The sequence below is a fragment of the Kitasatospora sp. NPDC008050 genome (genome assembly GCF_042957465.1).
Classification (GTDB): Bacteria; Actinomycetota; Actinomycetes; order Streptomycetales; family Streptomycetaceae; genus Kitasatospora.
Map to the genome: position 1 here is coordinate 114,430 of NZ_JBIBIJ010000016.1, position 24,704 is coordinate 139,133.

21 protein-coding genes are annotated in these 24,704 nt (G+C 72.1%); 12 read left to right on the forward strand and 9 right to left on the reverse strand.

The genetic code is table 11. From position 1 onward, the window contains the following. The first annotated feature begins 109 nt into the window (after positions 1-109). From ACFZB9_RS27180 to ACFZB9_RS27205, 6 genes are read left to right on the forward strand one after another with little or no spacing between them, the layout of a single operon-like run. Positions 110-1,405: a radical SAM protein gene (locus ACFZB9_RS27180; RefSeq protein ID WP_391451370.1), complete on the forward strand. Its 1,296-nt coding sequence runs from the start codon at positions 110-112 to the stop codon at positions 1,403-1,405. Next, the gene (locus tag ACFZB9_RS27185; protein WP_391451372.1) at positions 1,402-2,262 is read left to right on the forward strand and encodes a radical SAM protein; all 861 of its coding nucleotides are present in this window, start codon (positions 1,402-1,404) and stop codon (positions 2,260-2,262) included. Before ACFZB9_RS27180 ends, ACFZB9_RS27185 begins: the two co-directional genes overlap by 4 nt. A gap of 7 nt (positions 2,263-2,269) precedes the next feature. Continuing rightward, positions 2,270-3,079 (forward strand): aldo/keto reductase, encoded by an 810-nt coding sequence (locus tag ACFZB9_RS27190; protein WP_391451374.1) that lies wholly within the window; start codon positions 2,270-2,272, stop codon positions 3,077-3,079. Beyond that, positions 3,066-3,749: a phytanoyl-CoA dioxygenase family protein gene (locus tag ACFZB9_RS27195; RefSeq protein ID WP_391451376.1), complete on the forward strand. Its 684-nt coding sequence runs from the start codon at positions 3,066-3,068 to the stop codon at positions 3,747-3,749. Before ACFZB9_RS27190 ends, ACFZB9_RS27195 begins: the two co-directional genes overlap by 14 nt. After that, the gene (locus ACFZB9_RS27200; RefSeq protein WP_391451378.1) at positions 3,746-4,432 is read left to right on the forward strand and encodes a phytanoyl-CoA dioxygenase family protein; all 687 of its coding nucleotides are present in this window, start codon (positions 3,746-3,748) and stop codon (positions 4,430-4,432) included. Before ACFZB9_RS27195 ends, ACFZB9_RS27200 begins: the two co-directional genes overlap by 4 nt. 57 nt (positions 4,433-4,489) lie before the next feature. Next, the gene (locus ACFZB9_RS27205) at positions 4,490-5,683 is read left to right on the forward strand and encodes a cytochrome P450 (protein ID WP_391451380.1); all 1,194 of its coding nucleotides are present in this window, start codon (positions 4,490-4,492) and stop codon (positions 5,681-5,683) included. Between the two features lie 118 nt (positions 5,684-5,801). Here ACFZB9_RS27205 and ACFZB9_RS27210 read toward each other — a convergent pair whose 3' ends face one another. Together ACFZB9_RS27210 and ACFZB9_RS27215 are read right to left on the reverse strand one after the other, a co-directional pair. Next, on the reverse strand, positions 5,802-6,668 hold the full coding sequence (locus tag ACFZB9_RS27210) for a BTAD domain-containing putative transcriptional regulator (protein ID WP_391451382.1): 867 nt from the start codon (positions 6,666-6,668) through the stop codon (positions 5,802-5,804). A gap of 906 nt (positions 6,669-7,574) precedes the next feature. Beyond that, positions 7,575-8,390 (reverse strand): exodeoxyribonuclease III, encoded by an 816-nt coding sequence (locus tag ACFZB9_RS27215; RefSeq protein WP_391451384.1) that lies wholly within the window; start codon positions 8,388-8,390, stop codon positions 7,575-7,577. Positions 8,391-8,706: 316 nt separating this feature from the next. Here ACFZB9_RS27215 and ACFZB9_RS27220 point away from each other — a divergent pair, with 316 nt between their 5' ends. Next, positions 8,707-9,486, forward strand: coding sequence for a GntR family transcriptional regulator (locus ACFZB9_RS27220; RefSeq protein ID WP_391451386.1), 780 nt, complete (start codon positions 8,707-8,709; stop codon positions 9,484-9,486). A 90-nt stretch (positions 9,487-9,576) separates the two neighbouring features. Here the strand turns inward: ACFZB9_RS27220 and ACFZB9_RS27225 are convergent, their stop codons facing one another. Then, the gene (locus tag ACFZB9_RS27225; RefSeq protein WP_391451388.1) at positions 9,577-10,734 is read right to left on the reverse strand and encodes an ROK family protein; all 1,158 of its coding nucleotides are present in this window, start codon (positions 10,732-10,734) and stop codon (positions 9,577-9,579) included. Positions 10,735-11,196: 462 nt separating this feature from the next. On the opposite strand from ACFZB9_RS27225, the gene ACFZB9_RS27230 reads away from it, so the two are divergent. Then, positions 11,197-11,901, forward strand: coding sequence for a class I SAM-dependent methyltransferase (locus tag ACFZB9_RS27230; RefSeq protein ID WP_391451390.1), 705 nt, complete (start codon positions 11,197-11,199; stop codon positions 11,899-11,901). Between the two features lie 66 nt (positions 11,902-11,967). On the opposite strand, the gene bioD is transcribed toward ACFZB9_RS27230, so the two are convergent. The 3 genes from bioD to bioB form a co-directional block, all read right to left on the reverse strand. Continuing rightward, the gene (gene bioD / locus ACFZB9_RS27235) at positions 11,968-12,690 is read right to left on the reverse strand and encodes a dethiobiotin synthase (RefSeq protein WP_391451391.1); all 723 of its coding nucleotides are present in this window, start codon (positions 12,688-12,690) and stop codon (positions 11,968-11,970) included. A gap of 76 nt (positions 12,691-12,766) precedes the next feature. Continuing rightward, positions 12,767-14,059 (reverse strand): adenosylmethionine--8-amino-7-oxononanoate transaminase, encoded by a 1,293-nt coding sequence (locus tag ACFZB9_RS27240; RefSeq protein WP_391451393.1) that lies wholly within the window; start codon positions 14,057-14,059, stop codon positions 12,767-12,769. Positions 14,060-14,070: 11 nt separating this feature from the next. Beyond that, positions 14,071-15,366: a biotin synthase BioB gene (gene bioB, locus ACFZB9_RS27245; RefSeq protein ID WP_391451395.1), complete on the reverse strand. Its 1,296-nt coding sequence runs from the start codon at positions 15,364-15,366 to the stop codon at positions 14,071-14,073. 306 nt (positions 15,367-15,672) lie between these two features. Between bioB and ACFZB9_RS27250 the strand changes: the two genes are divergently transcribed. Beyond that, positions 15,673-16,497, forward strand: coding sequence for a hypothetical protein (locus ACFZB9_RS27250; protein ID WP_391451397.1), 825 nt, complete (start codon positions 15,673-15,675; stop codon positions 16,495-16,497). 66 nt (positions 16,498-16,563) lie between these two features. Here ACFZB9_RS27250 and ACFZB9_RS27255 read toward each other — a convergent pair whose 3' ends face one another. Continuing rightward, entirely contained in the window at positions 16,564-19,059 is a 2,496-nt protein-coding gene (locus ACFZB9_RS27255; protein ID WP_391451512.1) for a DEAD/DEAH box helicase, read from the reverse strand. Positions 19,060-19,219: 160 nt separating this feature from the next. Between ACFZB9_RS27255 and ACFZB9_RS27260 the strand changes: the two genes are divergently transcribed. Then, positions 19,220-20,401, forward strand: a complete 1,182-nt coding sequence (locus ACFZB9_RS27260; protein ID WP_391451398.1) for an 8-amino-7-oxononanoate synthase — start codon at positions 19,220-19,222, stop codon at positions 20,399-20,401. Between the two features lie 34 nt (positions 20,402-20,435). Here ACFZB9_RS27260 and ACFZB9_RS27265 read toward each other — a convergent pair whose 3' ends face one another. Further along, positions 20,436-21,668 (reverse strand): MFS transporter, encoded by a 1,233-nt coding sequence (locus ACFZB9_RS27265; RefSeq protein ID WP_391451400.1) that lies wholly within the window; start codon positions 21,666-21,668, stop codon positions 20,436-20,438. Positions 21,669-21,877: 209 nt separating this feature from the next. Between ACFZB9_RS27265 and ACFZB9_RS27270 the strand changes: the two genes are divergently transcribed. Next, the gene (locus ACFZB9_RS27270; RefSeq protein ID WP_391451401.1) at positions 21,878-22,651 is read left to right on the forward strand and encodes an enoyl-CoA hydratase/isomerase family protein; all 774 of its coding nucleotides are present in this window, start codon (positions 21,878-21,880) and stop codon (positions 22,649-22,651) included. Here the strand turns inward: ACFZB9_RS27270 and ACFZB9_RS27275 are convergent. Continuing rightward, complete coding sequence (locus ACFZB9_RS27275; RefSeq protein WP_391451403.1) at positions 22,648-23,349, reverse strand: GNAT family N-acetyltransferase; 702 nt, start codon at positions 23,347-23,349, stop codon at positions 22,648-22,650. The two genes, ACFZB9_RS27270 and ACFZB9_RS27275, sit on opposite strands and share 4 nt — an antisense overlap. Before the next feature lie 317 nt (positions 23,350-23,666). On the opposite strand from ACFZB9_RS27275, the gene tdh reads away from it, so the two are divergent. Beyond that, a complete protein-coding gene (gene tdh / locus ACFZB9_RS27280) occupies positions 23,667-24,698 on the forward strand; it encodes an L-threonine 3-dehydrogenase (RefSeq protein WP_391451405.1) in 1,032 nt (343 codons plus the stop codon). Positions 24,699-24,704 lie beyond the last annotated feature (6 nt).

Here is a 24,704-nt window from a genome sequence, read left to right on the forward strand (position 1 = left end):
TCCCGTCCTGTTGCGGTGTTGTCGGCGATCGGCGATGACACCGCAACAGGCCCCTCACCGTGCGGTTCTTTCCGACGCACGGCTGGTTCCGCGCGTTTAGGAGGTCACCATGACCAATGATGCCGATCGGCTCTGGAACAAATACCTGCTTGTGGCCCAGGGCGCAGAGGGTATCGTTTTCGACCCTGTCTCCCTGGTGAGCGCAAGTCTTACCGCCGACGAAATGAAGCGGCTCGACGACTTCGACCCCGAGCTCATGGCGGAGATGAAGCAGCTGGGCTTCTCTCCGGACCCGCCGACCGCGCCGCAGCGTGATCGTGTCCTCGACCGGGTCCGCGGACTGGGCATGACGGGAGCGCCGCCACGGATCAGTGGTTACCGCATCGTGGTGACCGACCGTTGCAACATGACCTGCACGTACTGCTTCGTCGACACCAACACGGGCGCCGACGACATCACCATCCCCGAGCTGCGCGAGGGGCTCGAGTACCTCTTCGAGCAGAACGCCGGCCAGGACGAGGTCACCATCCAGTGGTTCGGCGGAGAGCCGACCACCCGGTTCGACCTGATGAAGTACGGCGACGAGTACGCCCTCGAACTCGCCGAGAAGCACGGTGTCGGACGGGTGCAGTTCACCGTCGTCACCAATGGTGTCCTGATCAAGGAACCCATGATCGAGCACTTCAAGAAGTTCAAGTACGGGGTCGGTGTCTCCTTCGACGGCGCTCCGGACGCCAACAAGATCGAGCGATTCCTGCTGTCGGGGAAGCCGGCCGACGAGCGGATCCACCGGAACATCCAGCGGTTGCGCGAGGCCGGCGTGCACGTGGGGTGCAACCTCACCCCCACGCCGATCAATGTGAGCGATCTTCCGAACACCGTCGAGTACGTGCTGTCGCTCGGCATCAACTTCATCTACGTCAACACACCGATACCGATCTCCGGCCGCTGGCACGTCGACGGCGAGGCCCTGTCCCGCGCGGTCTTCCGTTCGCGGCTGCTGGCCCTGTCCCGCGGCGCCATGCTGTTCTCCTCGCTCGACCGCATCTACCAGGCACTGGATACGCGCCTGCCGAAGCTGTACGAACACATCCAGCAGGACGGCGGCCTCAACGCCGCGCTGCTGTCGCGCGGGCGGATCTCCATCCTCGACCTCAACTGGCGCGACGAGTCGTTCATCTTCCCGATCAGCCAACTCCGCGATCACCCGGAGTTGTTGGCGGGGGCGGGGAAGGACCTGCTGCCGGTCAAGCAGTGCGGGGAGTGCCCTGCCGCTGCCGTCTGCGGTGGTCCGTCCCGCAACGACGTCGCCCTTCGCAAGAACCCCGAGCCCGACCCGCAGATGTGCGACTTCTTCCAGGTGGGCCTCCAACTCGCACTCACCGACCAGACGGGGTTGCAGTGACCGACCGGTATGGGGCATTCCGCGGGGTGCTGATCTCGACGGCCGACAACTGCGCGGTGAACTGCCGGTTCTGCTTCCGGGCCGACGTCGGACGCGACGTGCTGAGCCTCGACACCTACGCCCGGGCCCTGTCCCGTCTGCGCGAGGTCGGCGTCGAGGAGCTGTGCCTGTCGGGTGGTGAACCGACGGACCACCCCGAGTTCGGCCAACTCGTCCGCGTGGCCGTCCAGTTCGGTTTTCGGGCCTCGGCGGTCACCGCCGCCAGGACCGGGCCGCGGCTCGATGCGCTCGCCGAAGTGGCGGGCATGCTCAGTCACATCACCGTTTCCGCCGACAGCCGCAAGGCGGAGGAACTGGGCCGCACCGGCCGGACGATCTCCTCGACTCCTGCGGTCTTCGAGGCGCTGGGGCATCGTCGGGCGAGCCTGCACGTCACCGCCTGCGGCCTGGACGAGGACGATCTGAAGGCGATCGCCGCCGTGGCCGAGGCCGCGGAGGTGCCGGTCGAGGTCAGCCCGCTTCTGCCGTCGCCGACGTTCCGGTTCGAGAATCCCGAACTCGAGCGCGACCTGGAGCTGATTTCCACGTTCTTCGGCATGTCGGAGCAGCTGACCGCGGTGGTGTCGGACTATCACGCGTGGTTGCACGGCGAGGTGGCGCGCTCCTGCGAGTCCGAGCGGCTGTATCTGTCCGCCGACGGGTTCCTGCGCCGTTGCCCCTACGACAGCTCTCGGCAGGTGTCGGTCTTCGCGACGCGACAGGAGATCGGCGCAGCACTCGAGCGGTCGTTCTGCGAACCGCCCACCACCGGGCTCGCCTGCATGGCGATCTGCCGTCCGGAAACTCGCGAGGGATGAGGCGACCATGAACACGACGCAGGACGGGCCGGCAGTCGTCGTCGGCACCATGCGCTGCTCCGGATCGTTCAACGGCCTGATGGTTCTGGGCCGCGACACCGACGAGAGCCGGGACTTCATCGAAGGCGCGATCGCACAGGGGTTCCGTACCTTCGACACCGCTCCCGCGTATGCCCGCGGGAGGGCGGAGGAAGACCTCGGCGTCCACCTTCCCGGTGACGCCTCGGTGTGGACCAAGGTCGGCGTCGACATCACCACGCCCCTGCCCACGCTCGACTACAGCCGTGAGGGGCTGGTCAAGTCCCTGCAGGGAAGCCTGAAGCGGCTGGGGCGCGACCACGTCGAGGTCGCCTTCGTGCACAACCCCGAACCGACCCGGGTCTCGGACATCGACTTCGCCGCGTTCGCCAGGCACTGCTCCGAAACGGGACAGGCGGACCACATCGGCGTCAGTGTGCTCCTGCCGGAGGTGAGTCTGCCTCAGATCGCCGGCCGGCTGCCGGCCGGAAGCCTGATCATGTGCGAGGCGGACCAGCTGGATCCGCAGGACACGAGCACGCTCGCGCTGCTCGCCGACTACCGCCTCGTGATCCGCAGCCTCTTCTCGGGCGGTTCGCGGCTGCACGCCGCACCAGCGGGCAGCGAAGCGGAGTCGATCGCCGCCAGGATCTCCGAGATACACGAGATCTTCGCCCCCGAGGCCGTGGTCATCGGTCCCCGGGACAGGGAGCAGATGCACGACTACGAGCCGGGGCCGCTCTGGACGTCGTTCCCCGGTCAGCGTCCTTCGCCCGGGGGAGCCCATGTCGCCGCGTGAGGTTGAAGTGGCCCGCCAGCTGGCGGTGTTCGGCTTCGCCCACCTCCGCGGCGCCGCCTCGGAAACCGTCGCCGAGCTGCGAACCGCGTTCGACCGGACGATGAGCCTGCCGGCGGACGGCGTACCGGACGAGCGGGTGACGAAGTTCGACGTCCTCGCCGAGATGCCCGAACTCGGGCTGGTCTGCGGGTCGGACCTGGTACGCGGAATCTGCGGGGCGTTCTTCGAGCGCGACCATCAGATCATCACCAGCGACGCCAACATCCTTGTGGGTGACTCGTACTGGCACTCGGACGGGTTCTACGAGACGCCGTTCCTGCGCTTCGTTCTCTACCTCGACGCCACCACGCACGACACGGGAGCGCTGCGCTTCGTCCCGGGATCGCACCGGGCGGACAACGGCTGGCTCGGCGAGCCGACCCGGCACGTCATCCGGCACGAGGAGGATCTCGGCCTCGCCGGCGGTGAGGTTCCCGCGGTGGTGGTCGAGTCCCGGCCCGGTGACGTCATCGTCTTCGACACGAACGTCCTGCACGCGGCCTGGCACGGCAGTGTGCGTCGACAGCTGGCGTTCAACTGTGTCGGTGAGCCGGTGACCGCGGCCGAACAACGCGACACCCGCCGTTACTTCCTCAACCGCTACGTCTCGGGATCGGTGCCCATCGGATGAGCCTCACCACTCTGTCAGTGACGGACGCCGAGGTCGCACGCTTCAGGACGTTCGGGTTCCTGCACCTGCGCGGTGTGCAGAACGACGTCGTGCCGGCGATCTCCGATGCCTTCGAGGACGTCTTCGCGAACTTTCCGGTGGTCGGCCGACAAGGACGCGCGGGCGTCGCCCGGATCGCCGAGCGCAGCGAGGTGCTCCAGGAGCTTCTGCTCGCGGACGGCCGTTGCCCCCGGCTGGCACGCCGGCTGCTGGGCGGCGACGTGGCCTACGTCGGCGGGGACGGGGTCCGGTACGACGGTGCCAGCTACTGGCATCGGGACGGCAACCACCGTGCGCTGCGGCTGCTCAAGATCGTTCAGTACCTGGAACCGCTCGGCAGCGGCACCGGAGCGCTGCGGATCATCCCGGGCACGCACCGGCGGGGCGGGAGCTGGGACACGGTCGCCGCGGAGCTGGCGAATCCGCTCCATTTCCTCGGCTTGGAGAACACCGAGGTGCCTGCTTTCGCCGTCGAGTCCGCCCCGGGTGACCTCATCGCCTTCGACCCGCACTCCTACCACGCGTCGTTCGGTGGTCGCGACCGACGGCGGCAGATCACCACCACCTATGCCGCCGCGCCGGAATCGACCGAGGCGCGCCGGGAGTTGGGCAACTACCTGCTCGCCGACCGGTCGGTGCTCTAGGAGCCCGGCAGTGGGCCGGCTGCCGAAAAACCCATGGACGGGAAAGGATGGACGGAGATGACCGACCCCACGACAGGGGCTGGGGTGATGCCGGCTCGCACGGACCGGGAAGTGTCGCCGATCAAGTGGTTCGACGAACTGCGCGAGTCACACGGTGTGGCCTGGGACGAGAGCACGAGCACCTGGTACGTGACGCGCTATGACGACGTGTACGAGCTGCTTCGCGATCCCCGGCTCGGTGCGCAGGTCGAGACCTACTGCCCACCCGGCCTGACGGAGGAGCAGGAGGACACGTACTGGCGAGTGACGGAGTTCATCGACCGCTGGCCCGTGTTCTCCGACCCGCCGCGGCACACGGGCATGAGGCGTCTGCTCCTGCCCCTGTTCACGTCCGACGCCGTGCAGCAGGTGGTCGCCGCGGTGGCGGAATCCGTCGCGGCGACCGGTTCCGCGGTGGCGCCCGACAGGCTGTTCTCCGCCGTGGTCAGGCCGGCGCTGGAGGCGGGTCTGTGCCGCTTGCTCGACGAGCGGCCGGACGCCTTGGCGGAGCTGGCCGACTGCGCCGGCCGCATTCTGGAGGTCGGGCCGATCGAGACGTACGACACTGCCATCGGACTCCGCGCGGAGAAGGCTCTCGACGAGCTGACCGGGCTCGTCGCGCAACGCTGTCGGGAACCGCGGGGAGTCCTCGCCACGGCACTGAGCCGTGCCCTGTCCGACGGATCCCTGGACCTCCTGGACGCCACCGCGGTGTACGCCCAGCTCGTCAGCGGGGCGCTGGAACCCACCGCCTCGGCTGTCGCCCGCCTGCTGGAGGCGGTGACCGGGCCGGAGGGCGTCGAGATCGACTTCGAGGCGGACTGCGACGGCGCCGTGGACGAGGCGCTGAGGCTGGTCACGCCCTTCCACCTGGCCACGCGACGCGCACTGAACGACATGACCCTCCACGGCCACACCGTACGGGCCGAGTCGCGGGTGGTCCTCGTACTCGTGGCGGCCAACCGCGACCCGAGGAGGTTCGCGGAGCCGGACACGTTCCGCACCGACCGGACCGGGGCTCGCCATGTCGCGTTCGGGCGCGGTCGGCACGCGTGTCTGGGCGCCGCGCTGACCCGCCAGGTGATGACAGAGCTGCTCCTCGCCCTCGCCGCGGCCGGGGTGCTGGAGGGGCTGCCGCCGCTGAGCGCGGTGTGGAAGGGAGACTTCGGGGGCCGCTTCGTCGACGACGTCGTGGTCGCGGGGAGCAGCTGAGACGATCTGAGAGAAGGCGCCGGGCCGGTGCGCGTACGGGACGGGCGGTACGGAACGCGGTTTGTGACCCGCGTCGGAGCAGCCCTGCGGACAGCACCCGGCCCCCGGCTCGCCGGCGTCATGGGCAGATGTTCCGGTCCGCCGTCAGATCACTGACCAGTTCGGCGTCGTCGGCCAGGATCGCCTGGTGCAGCGCCTCCAGCCGGCGTCCCGGAGTGATTCCCAGCTCGTCGGCCAGGAGCTGATACGCCTCGCGGTAGGTGGCGAGCGCGGCGTGGCGCTGCCCGGACCGCCACAGGGCCAGCATGAGATCGGCACGCAGTCGCTCCTGGTAGGGATAGGCGGTGACCGCGGCAAGGAGTTCGGGAATCACTTCGACGTGCTGGTCGTCCGCGAGCTGTGCCTGGAAGTACTTCATCAGCAGGCCGAGCCGGAACTGTTCCAGCCTCGCGGCCTCGGCCTGCATGACCAGGGTCCCGGTGAGGCCGCTGAGGGGCCTGCCCCGCCACAGCTGGATCGCTTCGCGCAAGTGCCCGCGCGCCTGCGTGAGCGCGCCGTTGTCGAAACTCTCCTTGCCGAGCCGCCACAACCGCTGGCACCGCTCCAGGTCCACCTGGCCGGCTTCGGCCGAAAGCTGGTAGCCGTCGCCCGTCGTGACCAGGTGCACGTCGGCCGCGTCCTCGACCTGCCTGCGCAACCGACTGACGTACAGCTGCACGTTCTTCCTCGCGCTCGTCGGCGGCTCCTCCCCCCAGGTGGCCTCGATGATGTTGCTGATCGAGACGTGCCGGTTGGCATGGAGGCACAGGTAGGCGAAAAGGATCTGCGACTTCGCTCCTCCCGGTGACATGGCGACGCCCGACACGTGGATCTCGAGCGGCCCCAGGAGGTTCAGCTGCGTGAGACCGGCCTCGGGGACCGTGCACCGGTCAGCACCCGGACGAGGCGTTCCGCTGTGCGGTCGTGTCCTGTACGCCGACTTCACCCCAACTCCCTCCCTTGAACCGGCGGCATGCCGGGGAAACGGCAACGCGCCGTCGTCATGGACGGTTGGGGGATCTGGCCGGACGAAAAGCTGCGCGGGAGTGTCCATACAGCCACCCAATTCTTAGTGCAATCCATGAATGACATCGGCGGGAAAGCTCACGAGAGAGATCGGCGGCCGAGCGCCCGATGCAGTGAGTCGTGCCACCAACCGGTGGCTCCGCCATAGTGGCTCACGGCGATCAACTGCTGATCAACGGGACATCGATACGCGCCGGACACCGTCCGGTTCCGTCCGGTTCCGTCCGGTGTCACCGGTACCGGACGGAACCGCTCACCGGTCCACCGGTACCGCGATAGGCACGATCGACCCGCGCCCGCCGTCCCGGTGTGGTCCACCGCGCCCGCGCTCCGGTCACACGTCCTGACGAGACATCAAATGCACCGCCCGACCTGCGTATTGATCGCGTATTGACCGCGATCTGCCAGGATGACGCATCGCGGCGGCCTTCCGGCGGCGCGCAGCTCGGAAACGGACAAGAATGGATATTCCCCGTGATCCTTCGCAACTCAGCCATGTCCTTGCGCCTGTGCTTTGTTTTCGCCACGCTGACACTGACGTTCATCCTGAGCGGGCCCCCCGGAAATGCCCTCCCGAACGGAGCGCCGGTCCGTTCGTCCGGCAGCTCCGCACAGCGCCACGCACTGGCCGACGACGCAACGAACTGGAACGGCACGGGGTCGAGCGCGACCCCCGGGTAAGGAAAGCCGTCAGGCCCGCCACCGCACCAGGCCGGTGGCGGGCCCCTGCTCCAGGCGCACGGTGCAGCCGACCGATACTCCGGCCGGGTCAGCCGCCCGGCCTGGCCCCGACCGAGGTAGCCGAAACCGGTCGCTCGATCTGCCGTCAGCGCTGGGGGAGTTGACCGAGGTCGAACTCGGCGGTCACCGGTGCGTGGTCGGACCACCGCTCGGCGTGGGAGGCGGCGCGCTCGACGCGGGCGGAGACGCAGGTGTCCGCAAGTCCCTGACTGGCCATCAGATAGTCGATCCGCCACCCCGAGTCGTTGTCGAAGGCGCGGCCGCGGTAGGACCACCAGCTGTAGGGGCCCTCCTGGTCGGGGTGGAGACGGCGGACCACGTCGACGTAGCCGGCCTCGTCGAGGACGCGGCCGAGCCAGGCGCGTTCCTCGGGCAGGAAGCCGGCGGACTTCTGGTTGGCCTTCCAGTTCTTGAGGTCGGCCTCCCGGTGCGCGATGTTCCAGTCGCCGCAGACCACCACCTCGCGGCCGTCGGCGGCGGCGCGGGCCCGCAGGTCGGTGAGGTGGACGAGGAACTCCGCCATGAAGCGTTCCTTCTCGTCCTGGCGCTCGGTGCCGACCTCGCCGGAGGGCAGGTAGAGGCTGGCGACGGTGAGTCCGGGCAGGTCGATCTCGGCGTACCGGCCGGAGCTGTCGAACTCGGTCGAGCCGAACCCGATCCGGGTGCGCTGCGGCTCGGTGCGCGACAGGACCGCCACGCCGGCCCGGCCCTTGGCCGCGGCCGAGGCCCAGACGGCGTGCCAGCCCGGCAGTTCGCGCAGCTCGGGCGGCAGTTGGCCGCTCTCGGCGCGCACCTCCTGCAGGCAGAGCACGTCCGCCTCGGTGGCGGCGAGCCACTCCAGGAAGCCCTTCTTGGCGGCGGCTCGAATCCCGTTCACATTCACAGTCGTTACCACAGTCACCTGGGCAGCCTACCGGGCGTCGGCAGGGGATCACGGCAGCTTGGGGGAGGGGCGCGGGAGGTGGGGTGGGTGGGGGTCGTGAGGCCTGAGAGTTTGCTGGGTGTTTCGGGCTCGTCAAGGCTTGTCATTGGTCTTGACCATCTCCCGGCGGGCAGCCTAGGGTCGCTTACTGCAAAGACCTTTAATAAAGAAGGACGGATAAAGTCCGCGCCCCCACCTGGTGATACGCGCCGGTGTGGCCGGGGCGCACCCTGTCCTTCAGGATGCCGGCGGTCCCGTCCACAGCGGCCGATCGCGGGCCAGGGTGGAGGACACGGTGGGGACAGCTCAGCTCACGGCGGTACCGGAGCCGAAGTACTGGCACCTGCGCACGGTGCTGCTGCGCGCCATCGACTCGGAGTTCTCCATCGGTGAGGTGATCCCCAACGAGCGCGAGCTGTCCGCCCGTTTCGGCGTGGCCCGGGCCACCCTGCGCCAGGCCCTGGACCAGCTGGAGCTGGAGGGCCGGCTGGTCCGCCGCCGCGGCATCGGCACCCTGGTCGCCGCCCCGCGGGTGGGCGTGCCGGTGAGCCGGCGCGAGGAGGGCTGGCCCGGTGGCAGCCGCGAGCAGTCCTGGCACACGGTCGACTGCGTCAGCGGCCCCGCGGCCGAGCGGCTGGCCAAGGCGCTGGGCGTCCCGGTGGGCGAGACGGTGCACACGGTGCGCCGGGTGCGGGTCGAGCAGGGGCAGACGGTGGCCACCGAGTCCCTGCACGTGCCGGAGTCGGTGCTGGCCCAGCTGCCCGAGATCCGGCTGTCGGGTGCGCCGGCGGAGTCCGAGGACCAGGCCCGTTCGGTGCTGCGCCGGCTGGAGCGGCTCACCATGGACGGCGATTCGCGGGCCGTGGAGCTCGGTGTGGCCGAGGCCGAGGAGGCCGTGCTGCTGCAGCGCCCGCCGGGCACGCCGGTCCTGGTGGTCACCACCCAGTACGCCTCGGGCGGCCGGCTGGCCGCGCTCGCGGTCTCGACCTACCGTGCCGACACCTGCCGGCTGACCTTCGGTGAGACCGGCCTGGTCGAGGTCACCCCGGTGGCGCCGGTGCGCACCGCCTCCTGAACCTCGAAGCTCCATGAGCCTCGAAGCTCCATGAGCGAGGCCCGAGGGCCGGACCCCCCAGGAAGGGGCCCGGCCCTCGGCCGTTCGCGTTCAGCCGCGGGAGGTCGGCTGGTCCACCGCGAAGAGCTGCTCCTCGACCTGGTCCAGCGCCACCCGCAGCGCTCCCAGGGCCACCACGTCCTCGCCCAGCGTGGAGAGCGCCACCTCCGGCGCCCGCAGGCAGTACAGCGCCAGCTGCTCGCGCAGTGGCGAGAGGACGTCGTCCAGCCCGGCCGCCCAGCCGCCGATCACCACCAACTGCGGGTCGATGGCCAGGACCAGGGCCGCGACGTCGTGCACCAGGCGCTGCAGGAAGCGGTCCATCGCCACCTGGGCCACCGCGTCGCCCTCCCGGGCCAGGGCCAGCACCCGGGCCACGGCCGCCTCGTCCAGCGGGTCCAGCGGCTTGGCGCCGGTGGAGAGCAGGCGCTCGGGGGTGGCCTCCTGGCCGAGCAGGTGCAGCGCGCCGATCTCGCCGGCCGCGCCGCCGAAGCCGCGGTGCAGCCGCCCGTTGATCAGCGACCCGGCGCCGGGGCTCAGGCCGGCCAGCACGAAGACCACATCGCCCATGCCGACCGCCGCGCCCTGCCAGTGCTCGGCGATGGCGGCCAGGTTGGCGTCGTTCTCGATCAGCACGGGGCAGCGGAACGAGCGGCGCAGCCGGGCGCCGAGGTCGAGGCCGGTCCAGCCGGGCATCGCGGTGCCCAGGCGCACCGAGCCGTCGCGGTCCACGATGCCGGGGGTGCCCACCCCGACCGCCCACAGGTTGTCGCGCGAGACGCCGGCCTTGCGCAGCACCTCGGCGACGGCGGCGCGGGCGGCGCCCAGGCGCTCCTCGGCGTCGAGCGTCTCGTCGACCAGGCGCGCGAAGGTGCCGATCTGGCGTCCGGTCAGATCGGCCAGCACCACGCGGATGACGTGGACCCCGATCTCGATGCCCAGGATGTGCCCGGCCTCGGCGCGGAACCGGAACCAGCGGGCCGGACGGCCGCGCTGGCGGCCGCTCTCCTGGGCCTGGTCCACCTCGGCGACCAGGCCGGACTCCATCAGGCCCTCGATCACGCCCTCGACGGTCGGCCGGGACAGGCCGGTGTCGCCGACCAGCTGGGTCAGCGTGACGGCCTGCCCGTCGCGCAGCGCGCGCAGGGTGACCGCGGCGTTGATCCGACGCAGCAGCGAGGAGTCCCCTCCGGTGAGCCGATCCGCCAAGTCGCTGCCTTTCCGCGTTCGCGCGACTGCAGGTGGCGCGCGGTGACAAGTGCGCGGTGAGCTCCGTTGCTCCGCGGCACGGGCCGTCCGGCGGCGCCGCTGGGAGCACCGCACGCCGGAGGGCGTCAGCCGGATCGTACCCGCGAGGCATCGTGGTCGCGAGTAAATGCGCAGCTCATGAATGGTTCGGTATCGAAAGTTGACCTAGCGGCCGCCACCGCCCGGGCCGGGCCGGGGCCGTGCGGGAACGGACCGGTGCGGAGCGGGGCTCGACCGGTGCGGAGCGGGGCCGGAGCGGGGCCGGAGCGAGGCCGGAGCGGGGCCGAGTGAGCTGACGGAGCGTCAGGCGATGCGAGGCGAACCCCGGGGTGTGCACTAGGGTCGGCTCAACCGCCGGGCGCCGCCGGGTGAGCGGCACTGCGCAAGCATGTCAGTAGCACGTCACGAGCAGAGGAACGCACCATGTCCGATCTCGTCAGCCCGCCGGCCCAGTGCCCGGAGCAGCCCGCCCTGTGCGCGAACGAGGAGTTCGTGCGCGCACAGACCCGGCTCGGAGTCGTCCCCTTCGTCCCGGAGATCAGCCTGCACATGGCGCAGGAGGCGATCGAGCTGTGGGAGCGGACCGAGTCGGCGCGCGGCCGGATCGGGCTGCCGCCGCCGTTCTGGGCCTTCGCCTGGGCGGGCGGGCTCGGGGTCGCCCGGTACGTGCTCGACCACCCGCAGGCGGTGGCCGGACGGGCGGTGCTCGACCTGGCGGCCGGCTCGGGGCTGGTGGGGGTGGCCGCGGCACGCAGCGGCGCGCGCACCGTGCGGGCCGCGGAGATCGACGCCTACGCGGTGGCGGCGATCGGGCTCAACGCCGCGGCCAACGGTGTGCGGATCGCGGCCGAGTGCGCGGACCTGCTGGACGGGGACGGTGCGCCGGCGGAGGTGGTACTGGCCGGGGACGTCTTCTACGAGCGCGCGATGGCGGCCCGCTTCCTGCCCTTCCTGGAGCGCGCGCACGCCCGGGGCGCGCTGGTGCTGGTCGGCGACCCGGGGCGGGCCTACCTGCCGCGCGAGCGCTTCACGGCCGTCGCCGAGTACGAGGTGCCGGTGCTGGCCGATCTGGAGGACAGCGCGGTCAAGCGCACCACGGTGTGGCGGCTCTCGGAGCCCTCGGGCTGAGTGGCCGGCCCGGACCGGCGCCGTCAGGGCGTCGGCGCCGTGCGGCCCAGGGGCGCGAGGGCGGGTCTACGCCTGGGCTGCCGTGAACGCCGCCGCGTTCCACCGTCCGCCGAGGGCCGGCGCCAGGCAGGCGGCCGCCAGCTCGGTGAAGTCCGCCGCCTGCGGCGCGCCCGTCGGCAGCGCGCCGAGCAGCGGGGCGCCGGCGGCGATCGGCAGGTCGGTGACGTTGCAGCGGGTGGCCAGGTCCGGCTCGCTGGGCCAACTGCCCACCACCACACCGGCGATGGCCAGCTTGCGGGCCCGCACCGCCTCGGCGGTCAGGGTGGTGGTGTTGAGCGTGCCCAGGCCCGGCGAGGCCACCAGGAGCAGCTCGGCGCCGTCCACGGCCTGCGCCAGGTCGGCCAGGGTCAGGCCGTCGGTGTCGTAGCGGACCAGCAGGCCGCCGGCTCCCTCGACCAGCACCAGGTCGTGGGAGGCGGTCAACTCCTCTACTGCCGCGATGAACTGAGGCACCATCAGAAACGGCAGCCCGGACCGCAGCGCGGCCCGTTCCGGGGAGAGCGGCTCGGGGTAGCGGACCAGCTCGCGGATGGTCAGCGGGGCGCCGGTCCCGACCAGGCGTGCCACCTCCTGCGCGTCCCCGGGCTCCTGCGGCGCCACGCCGGTCTGGCCCGGCTTGAGCACCGCGGTGCGCAGCCCGGCGCGCACCGCGAGCGCGGCCACCGCCGCCGTCACCGCGGTCTTGCCGACCTCGGTGCCGGTCCCGGTCACGAACAGCACCCGACTCACTGACCCACCTCGTTCATCCGTCGTGCATTCGGTCGCCGGCCGCTCCGGGCGGTCCGGCCGCTCTGGGCTGTCCGGCTCATCCCGCCACCGCCGCCGCGCGTACCGCCGCGCCGATCCGGGCGAGGTCCTCCTCGCCCGTGATGTAGGGCGGCATGGTGTAGATCAGGTCGCGGAACGGCCGCAGCCACACGCCCTCGCGGGCCGCCGCCTCGGTGGCCGCCCGGACGTCGACCGGGTGGTCGAGCTGGACCACGCCGATCGCCCCGAGCACCCGCACGTCCGCGACGCCGGGCGTCTCGCGGGCCGCTGCCAGGCCCTCCTGGAGGCCGGTCTCGATCCGCTTGACCTCCCGCTGCCAGTCCTGGCCGAGCAGCAGGCCGATCGAGGCGTTCGCCACGGCCGCCGCCAGCGGGTTGCCCATGAAGGTCGGCCCGTGCGCGAGCACCGGCACCTCACCCCGGCTGATCCCGTCGGCCACCCTGCTGGTGCACAGGGTGGCGGCCATGGTCAGGTAGCCGCCGGTCAGCGCCTTGCCCAGGCACATCACGTCGGGGCTGACGCCCGCGTGGTCGGCGGCGAACAGCGCGCCGCTGCGGCCGAAGCCGGTGGCGATCTCGTCGAAGATCAGCAACACGTCGTGCCGGTCGCACAGTTCGCGCAGCAGCCGCAGGTAGCCGGGGGAGTGGAAGCGCATCCCGCCGGCGCCCTGCACGACCGGCTCCACGATCACGGCGGCCAGTTCCCCGGCGTTGCGTTCGATCAGCTCGGCCAGGGCGGCCGCGTAGTGGGGGTCGACCTCGGTGTCGAAGCCGGCCGGCGGCTCGGCGGCGAAGAGCTGACGGGGCAGCACGCCGCCCCACAACTGGTGCATCCCGCCCTCGGGGTCGCAGACCGACATCGGGTGGAAGGTGTCGCCGTGGTAGCCGCCGCGCCAGGTGAGCAGGCGCTGCTTGGCGGGCCGCCCGATCGACTGCCAGTACTGCAGGCACATCTTCATCGCGACCTCGACCGCGACCGAGCCGGAGTCGGCCAGGAAGACGTGCCGCAGCGGCTCGGGGGTGATCTCCACCAGCGTGCCGGCCAGCCGGACGGCGGGCTCATGGGTGAGCCCGCCGAACATCACATGGCTCATCCGGCCCAGCTGCTCGCGGATCGCCTCGTTGAGAACCGGGTGGTTGTAGCCGTGCACCGCCGCCCACCAGGAGGACATCCCGTCCACCAACTCGCGGTGTCCGCCCGCCGGTTCGGCCAGTCGCAGGCGTACGCCCGCGGCCGACTCCACCACGTGGGGCGACTGCGTGCCGGGCATCGGTCCGTAGGGGTGCCAGACGTGCGCCCGGTCGAGGGCGAGCAGGGCAGAGGTGTCCATCACGGCAGGCCTCAGGCGTTCGGGGCGAGCTCGGTGCCCGCGCCACGCAGTCGGACCCGCACCAGGTCGGAGCGGAGCTCGTTCCCGGGTTCGGTCAGTTCGGTCTGCTCGGTCTGCTCGGTCCGCTCGGCCTCCCGGGCGTCCGGCGCGCTCTGCCCGCACGGCCCGCAGCCGCCGCCGGCCGCTTGGCCGTGGCTGCCGCAGCCGCCGCCCGTGGCCGTTGCGTCGTGGCCGCCGCAGCCGCCCGCCGCCGCACCGTGACCGCCGCAGCCGCCGGCCTGCGCGGCCTGTTCGGCCAGCTCGGACCGGTGGCGGGGCAGCGTCCGCTCGCCCTGGCCCTCGACCTCGAAGCCCGCGTCCTTGATCATGTCGAGGTCGGCCTGGCCGGCCTGGCCCTCACTGGTCAGGTAGTCGCCCAGGAAGATCGAGTTGGCGATGTGCAGGCCCAGCGGCTGCAGGGTGCGCAGGTGCAGCTCGCGCCCACCGGCGATCCGCACCTCGGAGTCCGGGTGGACGAAGCGGACCATCGCCAGGATCCGCAGGCAGTGCTGCGGCGTGAGGTGCCACTCCTTGGCCAGCGGGGTGCCCTCGAACGGGATCAGGAAGTTGACCGGCACCGAGTCCGAGCCCAGCTCGCGCAGCGCGAAGACCACGTCGACCAGGTCCTCGGGACTCTCGCCCATGCCCGCGATCAGGCCGGAGCAGGCCGACAGGCCCGCGCCGTGCGCCTTCTGCACGGTGTCCACCCGGTCCGCGTAGGTGTGGGTGGTGGTGATGTCGCCGTAGGTGCCCTCGGAGGTGTTCAGGTTGTGGTTGTAGGCGTCCACACCGGCCGCCCGCAGCCGCTCGGCCTGGTTGTCGGAGAGCAGGCCCAGGCAGGCGCAGATCTCGACGGCCGGCTCCTGCTCCTTGATCGCCGCGATGGTGTTGGTGACCCGGTCGATGTCGCGGTCCGTCGGCCCCCGCCCGCTGGCCACCAGGCAGACCCGCTTGGCGCCGCCCTGGACCCCGGCGGTGGCGGCCTCGGCGGCCTGATCCGGCTTCAGCCAGGTGTACTTGAGGATGCCCGTGTCGGCGCCGAGGCGCTGCGAACAGTACGAGCAGTCCTCGGGGCACAGGCCGCTCTTCAGGTTGACCAGGTAGTTGAGCTTGACCCGGCGGCCGAACCACTGCCGGCGCACCCGACCGGCGGCCGCGACCACGTCGAGCAGTTGGTCGTCGGTGGTGGCCAGGACGGCCAGAGCCTCCTCCCGGGTGGGGAGCTCGCGGTTCAGGCCTTTGGCGATGAGGGTGTCGAGCAGATCCATGGACCTGATCCTGCCCGGACGACCTTGAGCGGCGCCATAGCGAATCGGCCAGAAGATCGCCGTGCGGGTGTGCGAGTTGTCACAGTGGCGCCAAAAGGGATCGTTCGCCCCCGATCACTCGCCCGTGGGCTGCGGGTTTCCTGGCCGGAGGCTGGGAGCGGGCCCGGCGCGGAAGGCCGTGACCCGCCGCCTCCTGAGTGTCCTCCCGGGGACGCCGCCCCGCGCACCGTCAGCTCCGGCGCTCCGCCCTGCTTCTGACGGATCCCCGCTGACCTGCGCGGCCGAGCGGCTGCTTAGAATCTCGCCATGACCACGCAGGGGGACTCCCACCCGATACCCGCCGGCTCCGATGACGCGCCGAGCCGAGTCAGAAGCGGTGTGCGTGGCGGTCCCAGGCGGCTGCTGGTCGGGTCCGTCACGGTGGTCGCGCTCGGCGCCGGCGGTTGGATCGTCTCCACGCCGCACCCCGGCGACTGGCTGCCCGGGCTCGGCCCCTCCAGCAAGGACCTCCCGTCGCCCTCGGTGGTCGGCGGCCCGCTGCCGGCCTCCTCGGAGAACCCCAACCCGTTCGACGTGAACCGCCTCTTCCCGGCGGCCCGGCCGATCGACCTGGAGGCCTACAAGGGCCGGCTCGCCGGGGCCCGGCAGGGTCCGGACTGCGCGCAGGCCCTGCAGGACGCGGCCCAGAACGTCCTGCAGGACCAGAGCTGCCAGGGTTATCTGGCGGTCGAGTTCAGCCGTCAGGACGGCAAGGTGCTGACCAGCTCGACGGTGCTGCGGTTCGCCAGCGACCAGGCCAGCGCCAAGGTGGCCCAGCTGATGCGCGGGCAGGGCAGCGTGGTCAGGTGGGTGCAGGCGGACGGCACCTTCGCCGCGGCCTCGCCCGCTGCCGCCGCACCCGGCTCCGGAACCGCCCCGGCGCCCGGCGGGCCCACGCCCGTCGCCCCGCCGGGGGGCACGGCCAAGGCCGACCAGCCGCCCAAGGTGGAGGCGGTGCGGCACTACGTCACGGTGACCAGCTCCCGCTTCGTGGACGGGCACAGCCCGGTCACCACGCAGGATCAGCAGGACCTCGACCAGGCCACCCACGCGGCCTCCTACACGGTGGACGCCGCCTTCATCTGGAGCTGACCGGCCGGTGCGGCAACGCCGGAGCGGGGGCTGACGGATCGTCAGCCCCCGCTCGGCGTCAGGGCCTCAGCCCAGCCGGTCGACCGCGGTGACCCGCAGCACGGCCCGGCCCTCGGCGTCCGAGCCGAACAGGTCGACCACCGCGCTGATCCCCCAGTCGTGGTCGCCCGCCGGGTCGTCGAAGATCTGCCGCACCCGCCAGCTGCCGTCCGCCTCGTCCTCCTCGATCAGCAGCATCCGGGGACCGCGGGCGTCGGGCCCGGTGCCCAGGTTGTCGTGCTCCTCGTAGTAGGCGTCCATCGCGTCCGCCCAGCGGTCCGCGTCCCAGCCGTCCTCGCCGTCCAACTCGCCCAGTTCCCGGTAGCGTTCGAGCGCGCACAGCTCCACCCGGCGGAACATCTCGTTGCGCACCAGCACCCGGAAGGCGCGCGCGTTGGCGGTGACCGGCAGCGGCCGGCTCTCCACCTCGCGCTCGTCCTCGTCCTCCTCGGTGGGGTTGGCGAGCTGCTCCCACTCGTCCAGCAGGCTGGAGTCGACCTGGCGGACCAGCTCGCCCAGCCAGGCGATCACGTCCTTGAGCGCCTCGGTCTTGCTGTCCTCGGGGACGGTCTGCTCCAACGCCTTGTAGGCGCCGGCCAGGTAGCGCAGCACGATGCCCTCGGTGCGGGCCAGGTCGTAGTGGCCGACGTAGTCGGTGAAGTTCATGGCGCGCTCGAACAGGTCGCGCACCACCGACTTGGGCTGCAGCTGGTAGTCGCCGATCCACGGGTGGGCCCGCCGGTACACCTCGTAGGCGTGGTTGAGCAGCTCCTCCAGCGGCTTGGGATAGGTCACCTCCTGCAGGCGCTCCATCCGCTCCTCGTACTCGATCCCGTCGCGCTTCATCTCCCCGATCGCCTCGCCGCGCGCCTTGTTCTGCTGCGCGGCCAGGATCTGGCGCGGGTCGTCCAGGGTCGCCTCGACCACCGAGACCACGTCCATCGCGTAGCTGGGCGACTCGGTGTCGAGCAGCTCGAAGGAGGCCAGCGCGAAGGTGGACAGCGGCTGGTTGAGCGCGAAGTTCTCCTGCAGGTCGACGGTCAGGCGCACGATCCGCCCGTCGGCGTCCGGCTCGGCCAGCCGCTCCACCACGCCGCCGGCCAGCAGCGAACGGTAGATGGCGATCGTCGAACGGATGTGACGGCGCTGGGCGGAGCGGTCCTCGTGGTTGTCGGTGAGCAGTTTGCGCATCGCCTCGAAGGCGTTGCCGGGGCGGCCGATCACCGCGAGCAGCATCGCGTGGCTGACCCGGAACCGGGAGACCAGCGGTTCGGGCTCGGCGGCGATCAGGCGCTCGAAGGTCTCCTCGGTCCAGCCGACGAAACCTTCCGGCGCCTTCTTGCGCACCACCTTGCGCTTCTTCTTCGGGTCGTCGCCGGCCTTGGCGAGCGCCTTGTCGTTCTCCACCACGTGCTCGGGCGCCTGCGCGACCACCTGGCCCACCGTGTCGAAGCCGGCCCGCCCGGCCCGCCCGGCGATCTGGTGGAACTCCCGGGCCCGCAGCACCCGCACCTTGACCCCGTCGTACTTGGACAGCGCGGTGAACAGCACCGTGCGGATCGGCACGTTGACGCCCACGCCCAGCGTGTCGGTGCCGCAGATCACCTTCAACAGGCCTGCCTGGGCCAGGCGTTCGACCAGCCGGCGATACTTGGGCAGCATCCCCGCGTGGTGCACGCCGATGCCGTGCCGGACGAAGCGCGACAGGTTGCGGCCGAACTTGGTGGTGAAGCGGAAGTTGCCGATCAGCGCGGCGATCGCGTCCTTCTCCGCCTTCGAGCACATGTTGATGCTCATCAGCGACTGGGCCCGCTCCACCGCCTCCTTCTGGGTGAAGTGCACGACGTAGACCGGTGCCTGACCGGTCGTCAGCAACTCCTCCAGGGTGTCGTGCAGGGTGGTGCGCTTGTACTCGTAGAAGAGCGGCACCGGGCGGGTCACCGAGCGCACCACGGTGGTCGGGCGCCCGGTGCGCCGGGTCAGGTCCTCCTCGAACCGGCGCATGTCGCCCAGCGTCGCCGACATCAGCAGGAACTGCACCTGCGGCAGCTCCAGGATCGGGATCTGCCAGGCCCAGCCGCGGTCCGGCTCGGCGTAGAAGTGGAACTCGTCCATCACCACCTGGCCGATGTCGGCCCGGTCGCCGTCGCGCAGCGCGATGTTCGCCAGCACCTCGGCGGTGCAGCAGATGATCGGCGCGGTCGGGTTCACGCTCGCGTCGCCGGTCATCATGCCGACCTGCTCGGTGCCGAAGATCTTGCACAGGTCGAAGAACTTCTCCGAGACCAGTGCCTTGATCGGGGCGGTGTAGAAGGTCCGCTTGCCCTCCGCCAGTGCCGCGAAGTGCGCGCCCGCCGCCACCAGGGACTTGCCGGACCCAGTGGGGGTCGCCAGGATCACGTTCGCGCCGGTGAAGAGCTCGATCAGCGCCTCCTCCTGAGCGGGGTAGAGCGTGATGCCCCGCTCCTCGGCCCACGCGGCGAAGGTGGTGTACAACGCGTCGGGGTCGGCGGGCCTGGGCATCAGATCAAGGAGGGTCACCGCCCTATCTTGCCTGTTGCCTGTCGGGCTGGGCAAAGATCGGGTCCGCGGGCCGGCTGTCGCCACTCCACAGCCACCCGCGCCGTGCTTGTGCGCGGGCGCACATTGCCTGCCTCCCGCACACCGTGCCAGGCTGCCGCACATGATCCAGCACCCCGCCACGGCGAGAAGGACCAGCGCGCCCGCCGCCGTCTTCGACTGGCTCGACGAGGCCGCCGAGCTGCGCGCCCGGGCCGGCCTGACCCGCACACTGCGCGGCCGCCCCGCCCAGGACCCGGTGCTCGACCTGGCCGGCAACGACTACCTCGGCCTGACCCACCACCCCGTGGTGACCCGGGCCGCCGCCGAGGCCGCGCTGCGCTGGGGCGCCGGGGCCACCGGGTCCCGCCTGGTCACCGGCACCACCGAGCTGCACACCGAGCTGGAGGTCGAGCTGGCCGACTTCTACGGCGTGGAGGCCGCCCTGGTCTTCTCCTCCGGCTATGCGGCCAACCTGGCCGCCCTCACCGCGCTCACCGACCCCGACACGCTGATCGTCTCCGACGCCTACAACCACGCCTCGCTGATCGACGGCTGCCGGCTGTCGCGCGCGGACGTGCACCGGGCCCCGCACGCCGACCCCGGCGCGGCGGCCGCGGTGCTCGCCGAGCGCCACCAGCCGCGCGCACTGCTGGTCAGCGACACCGTCTTCTCGGTGGACGGCAACGCCGCCCCGCTGACCGGGCTGGCCGCCGCCGCCCGGGCCCACGGCGCCGCACTGCTGGTGGACGACGCGCACGGCCTCGGGGTGCTGGGCACCGGTGGGCGCGGCGCGCTGACCGCCGCCGGGCTCGCGGGGGAGCCGGACGTGGTGGCCACCGCCACGCTCTCCAAGTCGCTCGGCTCCCAGGGCGGCGTGGTGCTCGGGCCCCGCCGGGTGATCCGGCACCTGGTCGAGACCGCGCGCACCTTCATCTTCGACACCGGGCTCGCCCCCGCCGCCGTCGGCGCGGCGCTGGCCGCGCTGCGCCTGCTGCGCGCCGAGCCGGCCCGCGCCGAGCGCGCCCGCGAGGTCGCGCGGACCCTGGCCGCCCGCCTGACCGACGCGGGCCTGCGGGCGAGCGAGCCGGACGCGGCCGTGGTCTCGGTCCGCGCGCCCGGCCCCGAGCAGGCGGTGGCCTGGGCCGCGGCCTGCCGCGCGGCCGGGCTGGCGGTGGGCTGCTTCCGCCCGCCGTCCGTGCCGGACGGCTACTCCCGGCTGCGCCTGACGGCGCGGGCGGACCTGACGGACGACCAGATCGACCTCGCCGTCCGCACGCTGAGCGTGACCGCGCCCCTGGGCTGACCCGAGGCCCCGGGGTGTCTCACACCCCGGGACCTCAGACCCGCGCCGGCGCCGGCTGCTCGACGGCCGGTGCCGACTGCTCGACGGCCCGCCACCCGCGCCACGCCGGGGCGAGCGCGACCAGCACCAGTGGCGCCGCCGCGCAGGCGAAGCAGAGCGGCAGCGGCAGGCGCCCGGCCAGCGGCCCGGCCGCCGCCGTGCCCAGCGCCGACCCGGCGTTGAAGGCGGTGTTCACCCAGCTCCCCGCCCGGGTCCGCTGCTCGGCCGCCGCCCGCTGGTCCGCCAGCACGTACGCGGTGGCCAGCGTCGGGCTCACCAGCAGACCGACCGCCGCCACCGCCACGGCCACCGCGACCAGTCCGCCGAGGCTCACGGCGCCGCCCGTCAGCACCAGCAGCCCGCCGAGCCCGGCCGCCGTCGCGGTCAGCCGGGCCGCCACAGGGCGCCGCCAGCGCACCGCGCCGTGCGCCAGACCGCCCACCGCGCTGCCCGCCGCCAGCGCCGCCTCCAGCCAGGCGAGCGCGCCCGCCTGCCCGCGCGCGCCGACCGTGACCACCAGCAGCAGGCTGAGCCCGCCCAGCGCGAGCCCGAGCGCCCAGGCCAGCGCCACCGGTCGCCCGATCCCGCGCACCCGCCCGGCCCGGGCTCCGGTGCCCGTGCGCTGTCCCGCGCTCGCCCCGTCCCGCGGCCCGGCCGTGGCCGCCCGCGCCGGGGTGAGCCGGGCCAGCCCCAGCGCACCGCCGACCACCAGCGCGGCGCTCAGCACCAGCCCCGCGCCGCCGCCGACCACCCCGACCAGCAGCGGTCCGCCGACGTACAGCAGCTCCTCGGCCACCGCGTCCAGACTGAAGGCGCGTTCCAACAGCCCGTGCGGGCCCAGCAGTTCACTCCAGCGGGCCCGCAGCACCGGCCCCAGCGGGGGAGCGCACGCCCCGGCCGCCGCCGCCAGCACGACCAGCGCCCGCTCGCCGCTGACCAGCGTCAGCGCGAGCAGCAGCCCGCCGTACGGCAGGCTTAGCGCCGGCAGCATCCGGCGCGCCCCGTGACGGTCGATCAGCGCGGCCCGCACCGGCGCCAGCGCGGCGCAGGTCAGGCCGAAGACGGCCAGCACCACGCCCACGGCGGCGTACGAGCCGGTGCGGTGGCGCACCGTCAGCACCAGGGCGAGCGAGACGGTGCCGTAGGAGAGTCGCCCGACGAGGGCGGTGGCGAAGACGGGCGCGGCGCCGGGTATGCGCAGCAACGCCCGGTAGGAGGACGAAGACATGGGAGTTCCTCAACTCAAGTCGATCTGGGTCAGCGAAGCCTGCGGGAAGGACGAACAGCGAACGCCGAACAGCCACGGCCCGGGGTGACGTCACGGGTGTGGTCGGCGAGGGAGGCTACGCACAGAAGAGGAACATGGCCGCAGACTAGCAGCGCCCGGGCCGCTATCGTCAAGGGTTCACCGCCGTTAACTCATCTGGAGGCCCCGCCATGACACGGTTCGTCACCCTGGAGGTCGCGGACGCCGTCGGCACCATCCGACTGGCCCGCCCGCCGATGAACGCGCTGGACATCGCCATGCAGGACCAGCTGCGCGAGGTCGCGCAGGAGGCCACCGAGCGCCCCGAGGTGCGCGCGGTGGTGATCTGGGGCGGCGAGAAGGTGTTCGCGGCGGGCGCGGACATCAAGGAGATGCAGCGCATGTCGTACACCGACATGGTCGCGCGCGGCGCCGCGCTGCAGCAGGCCTTCACCGCCGTGGCCCGCATCCCCAAGCCGGTGGTGGCCGCGGTCACCGGCTACGCGCTCGGCGGCGGCTGCGAGCTCGCGCTCTGCGCCGACGTCCGGATCGTCGCCGAGAACGTCAAGCTCGGGCAGCCGGAGATCCTGCTCGGCCTGATCCCGGGGGCCGGCGGCACCCAGCGGCTGGCCCGGCTGGTCGGCCCGGCCAAGGCCAAGGACCTGATCTTCACCGGCCGTCAGGTCCGCGCCGAGGAGGCCCTGCGGATCGGGCTGGTCGACCGGGTGGTCCCGGCCGACGAGGTCTATCAGGCCGCCCTGGAGTGGGCCGGCAAGCTCGCCGCCGGCCCCGCCTGGGCGCTGCGCGCGGCCAAGGAGGCGGTGGACCGCGGCCTGGAGAGCGACCTGGACACCGGCCTGGCCCTGGAACGCTCCCTCTTCGCCGGCCTGTTCGCCACCGAGGACCGCGAGACCGGCATGCGCAGCTTCGTCGAGGACGGCCCGGGCAAGGCGAAGTTCCATTAGAGGGTCCCCCCTGCTGGCGGACCCTCTTGGGCGGGCTGACCGGAAAGGGGCCGGCTGAGCAGCACCTCCGCCCCCACAGGCCGGTAGCCCGCCGCCTGGAAGGCTCGCACGCTGGCCGCGTTGCCCGGCGCCTGCTGGGCCCAGATCACCTCGCCCTCGGGCAGCAGGTGGCGGGCGCCGATCGCCAGCGCCCGCCCCAGCCCGCGTCCGGCCGCCTGCGGCTCCACCTCGATCGCCGCCTCCCAGCGCCCGGCCACGCCGACCCCGAGCACCAGCACCCCGCCCGGTACCGTCCACACCCGCACCCCGTCGCGGAACCGCAGGGCCCGCACGACCCTGGGGTGTCCGAGGTCCGTGATCTCCACCAGCGGCAGCGGCGGCGGACCGGGCAGCCGCCCGGCCACCGTCAGCAGGTCGACGTTGCCGATGGTGCGCCCGGTGCGCTCGGCGAGGGCGGTCAGGAAGCCGGGGCTGAGCGGGGCGGCCAGCGGCTCGGCCACCGCCTCGGCGAGGGCCGTGTGCACCCAGGCCGGGTCCTCGGCGGTGAAGACCACCGCGTGCGCGCTGAACGACAGCACCCCCGCCGTCCGCGGCCCGGGCTGCGGCACGATGGTGACCTCGCCGTTCGAGGGCGGGAACCGGCCGCGCGCCGCGTCGGCCAGGAAGTTCGCCAGGGTGCGTCGCTGAGGGTTCGTCATGGAGTGGAGCCTAACGATCTCCCACCATCCGTGATCCCCCGAACGAGTGAGGACCGGCATGGTGCCGGGCCGCCCCGACCCAGCTCGGGCACGATCGTGAAGCCCTGCTGTCGCCGCCGTTAAGAATTCCTCGATGGACCACACCCCCTCCCACCAGGCAGATTGCTCCGTGCCCGGCACGGAATGGCGCCGTCGCCGGGCCTCCACCCTTTTGTCCCACACTGCCCCCTGTTCGTCCTGCACCGCCCCCGATCTCCCCGTCACCCGCGCGCCACCCCATCACCCGCGCGTCCCGCCCGTGCATCAGGAGCCCCGCCGTGAAGGCACTCGTCAAGAAGCAGGCCGAGCCCGGACTGTGGCTGACCGACGTCCCGGAGCCCGAGATCGGCCCCGCCGACGTGCTCATCAAGGTGCTGCGCACCGGCATCTGCGGCACCGACCTGCACATCCGCAAGTGGGACGGCTGGGCGCAGCAGACCATCCGCACCCCGATGACCATCGGCCACGAGTTCGTCGGCGAGGTCGTGGCGCTTGGCCCGGCGGTCGCCGACATCAGCGTCGGTGACCTGGTCAGCGGCGAGGGCCACCTGGTCTGCGGCAAGTGCCGCAACTGCCTGGCCGGCCGCCGTCACCTGTGCCGCAACACGGTGGGCCTGGGCGTCAACCGCGACGGCGCGTTCGCCGAGTACGTCGCGCTGCCCGCCTCCAACGTCTGGGTGCACCGGGTGCCGGTCGACCTGGACGTGGCGGCGATCTTCGACCCGTTCGGCAACGCCGTGCACACCGCGCTCTCCTTCCCGATGGTCGGCGAGGACGTGCTGGTCACCGGCGCGGGCCCGATCGGCATCATGGCCGCGGCCGTCGCCAAGCACGCCGGCGCCCGGCACGTGATGATCACCGACGTCAGCCCGTACCGCCTGGACCTGGCCCGCAAGGTCGGCGTCTCGCTGGCGCTGGACGTCTCGCAGCACACCATCGAGGAGGGCCAGCAGAAGCTCGGCCTGCGCGAGGGCTTCGACGTGGGCCTGGAGATGTCCGGCCGTCCCGAGGCACTGCGCTCGATGATCGACAACATGACGCACGGCGGCAAGATCGCCATGCTCGGCCTGCCCGCCGAGGATTTCGCGATCGACTGGGCGAAGGTGGTCACCTCGATGATCACCATCAAGGGCATCTACGGGCGCGAGATGTTCGAGACCTGGTACGCGATGTCGGTGCTGCTGGAGGGCGGGCTCGACCTGACCCCGGTGATCACCGGGCGGTACGCCGCGCAGGACTTCGAGGCCGCGTTCGACGAGGCGGCCGGCGGCCGCTGCGGCAAGATCATTCTCGACTGGACCTCTTTCTAGGAGCCC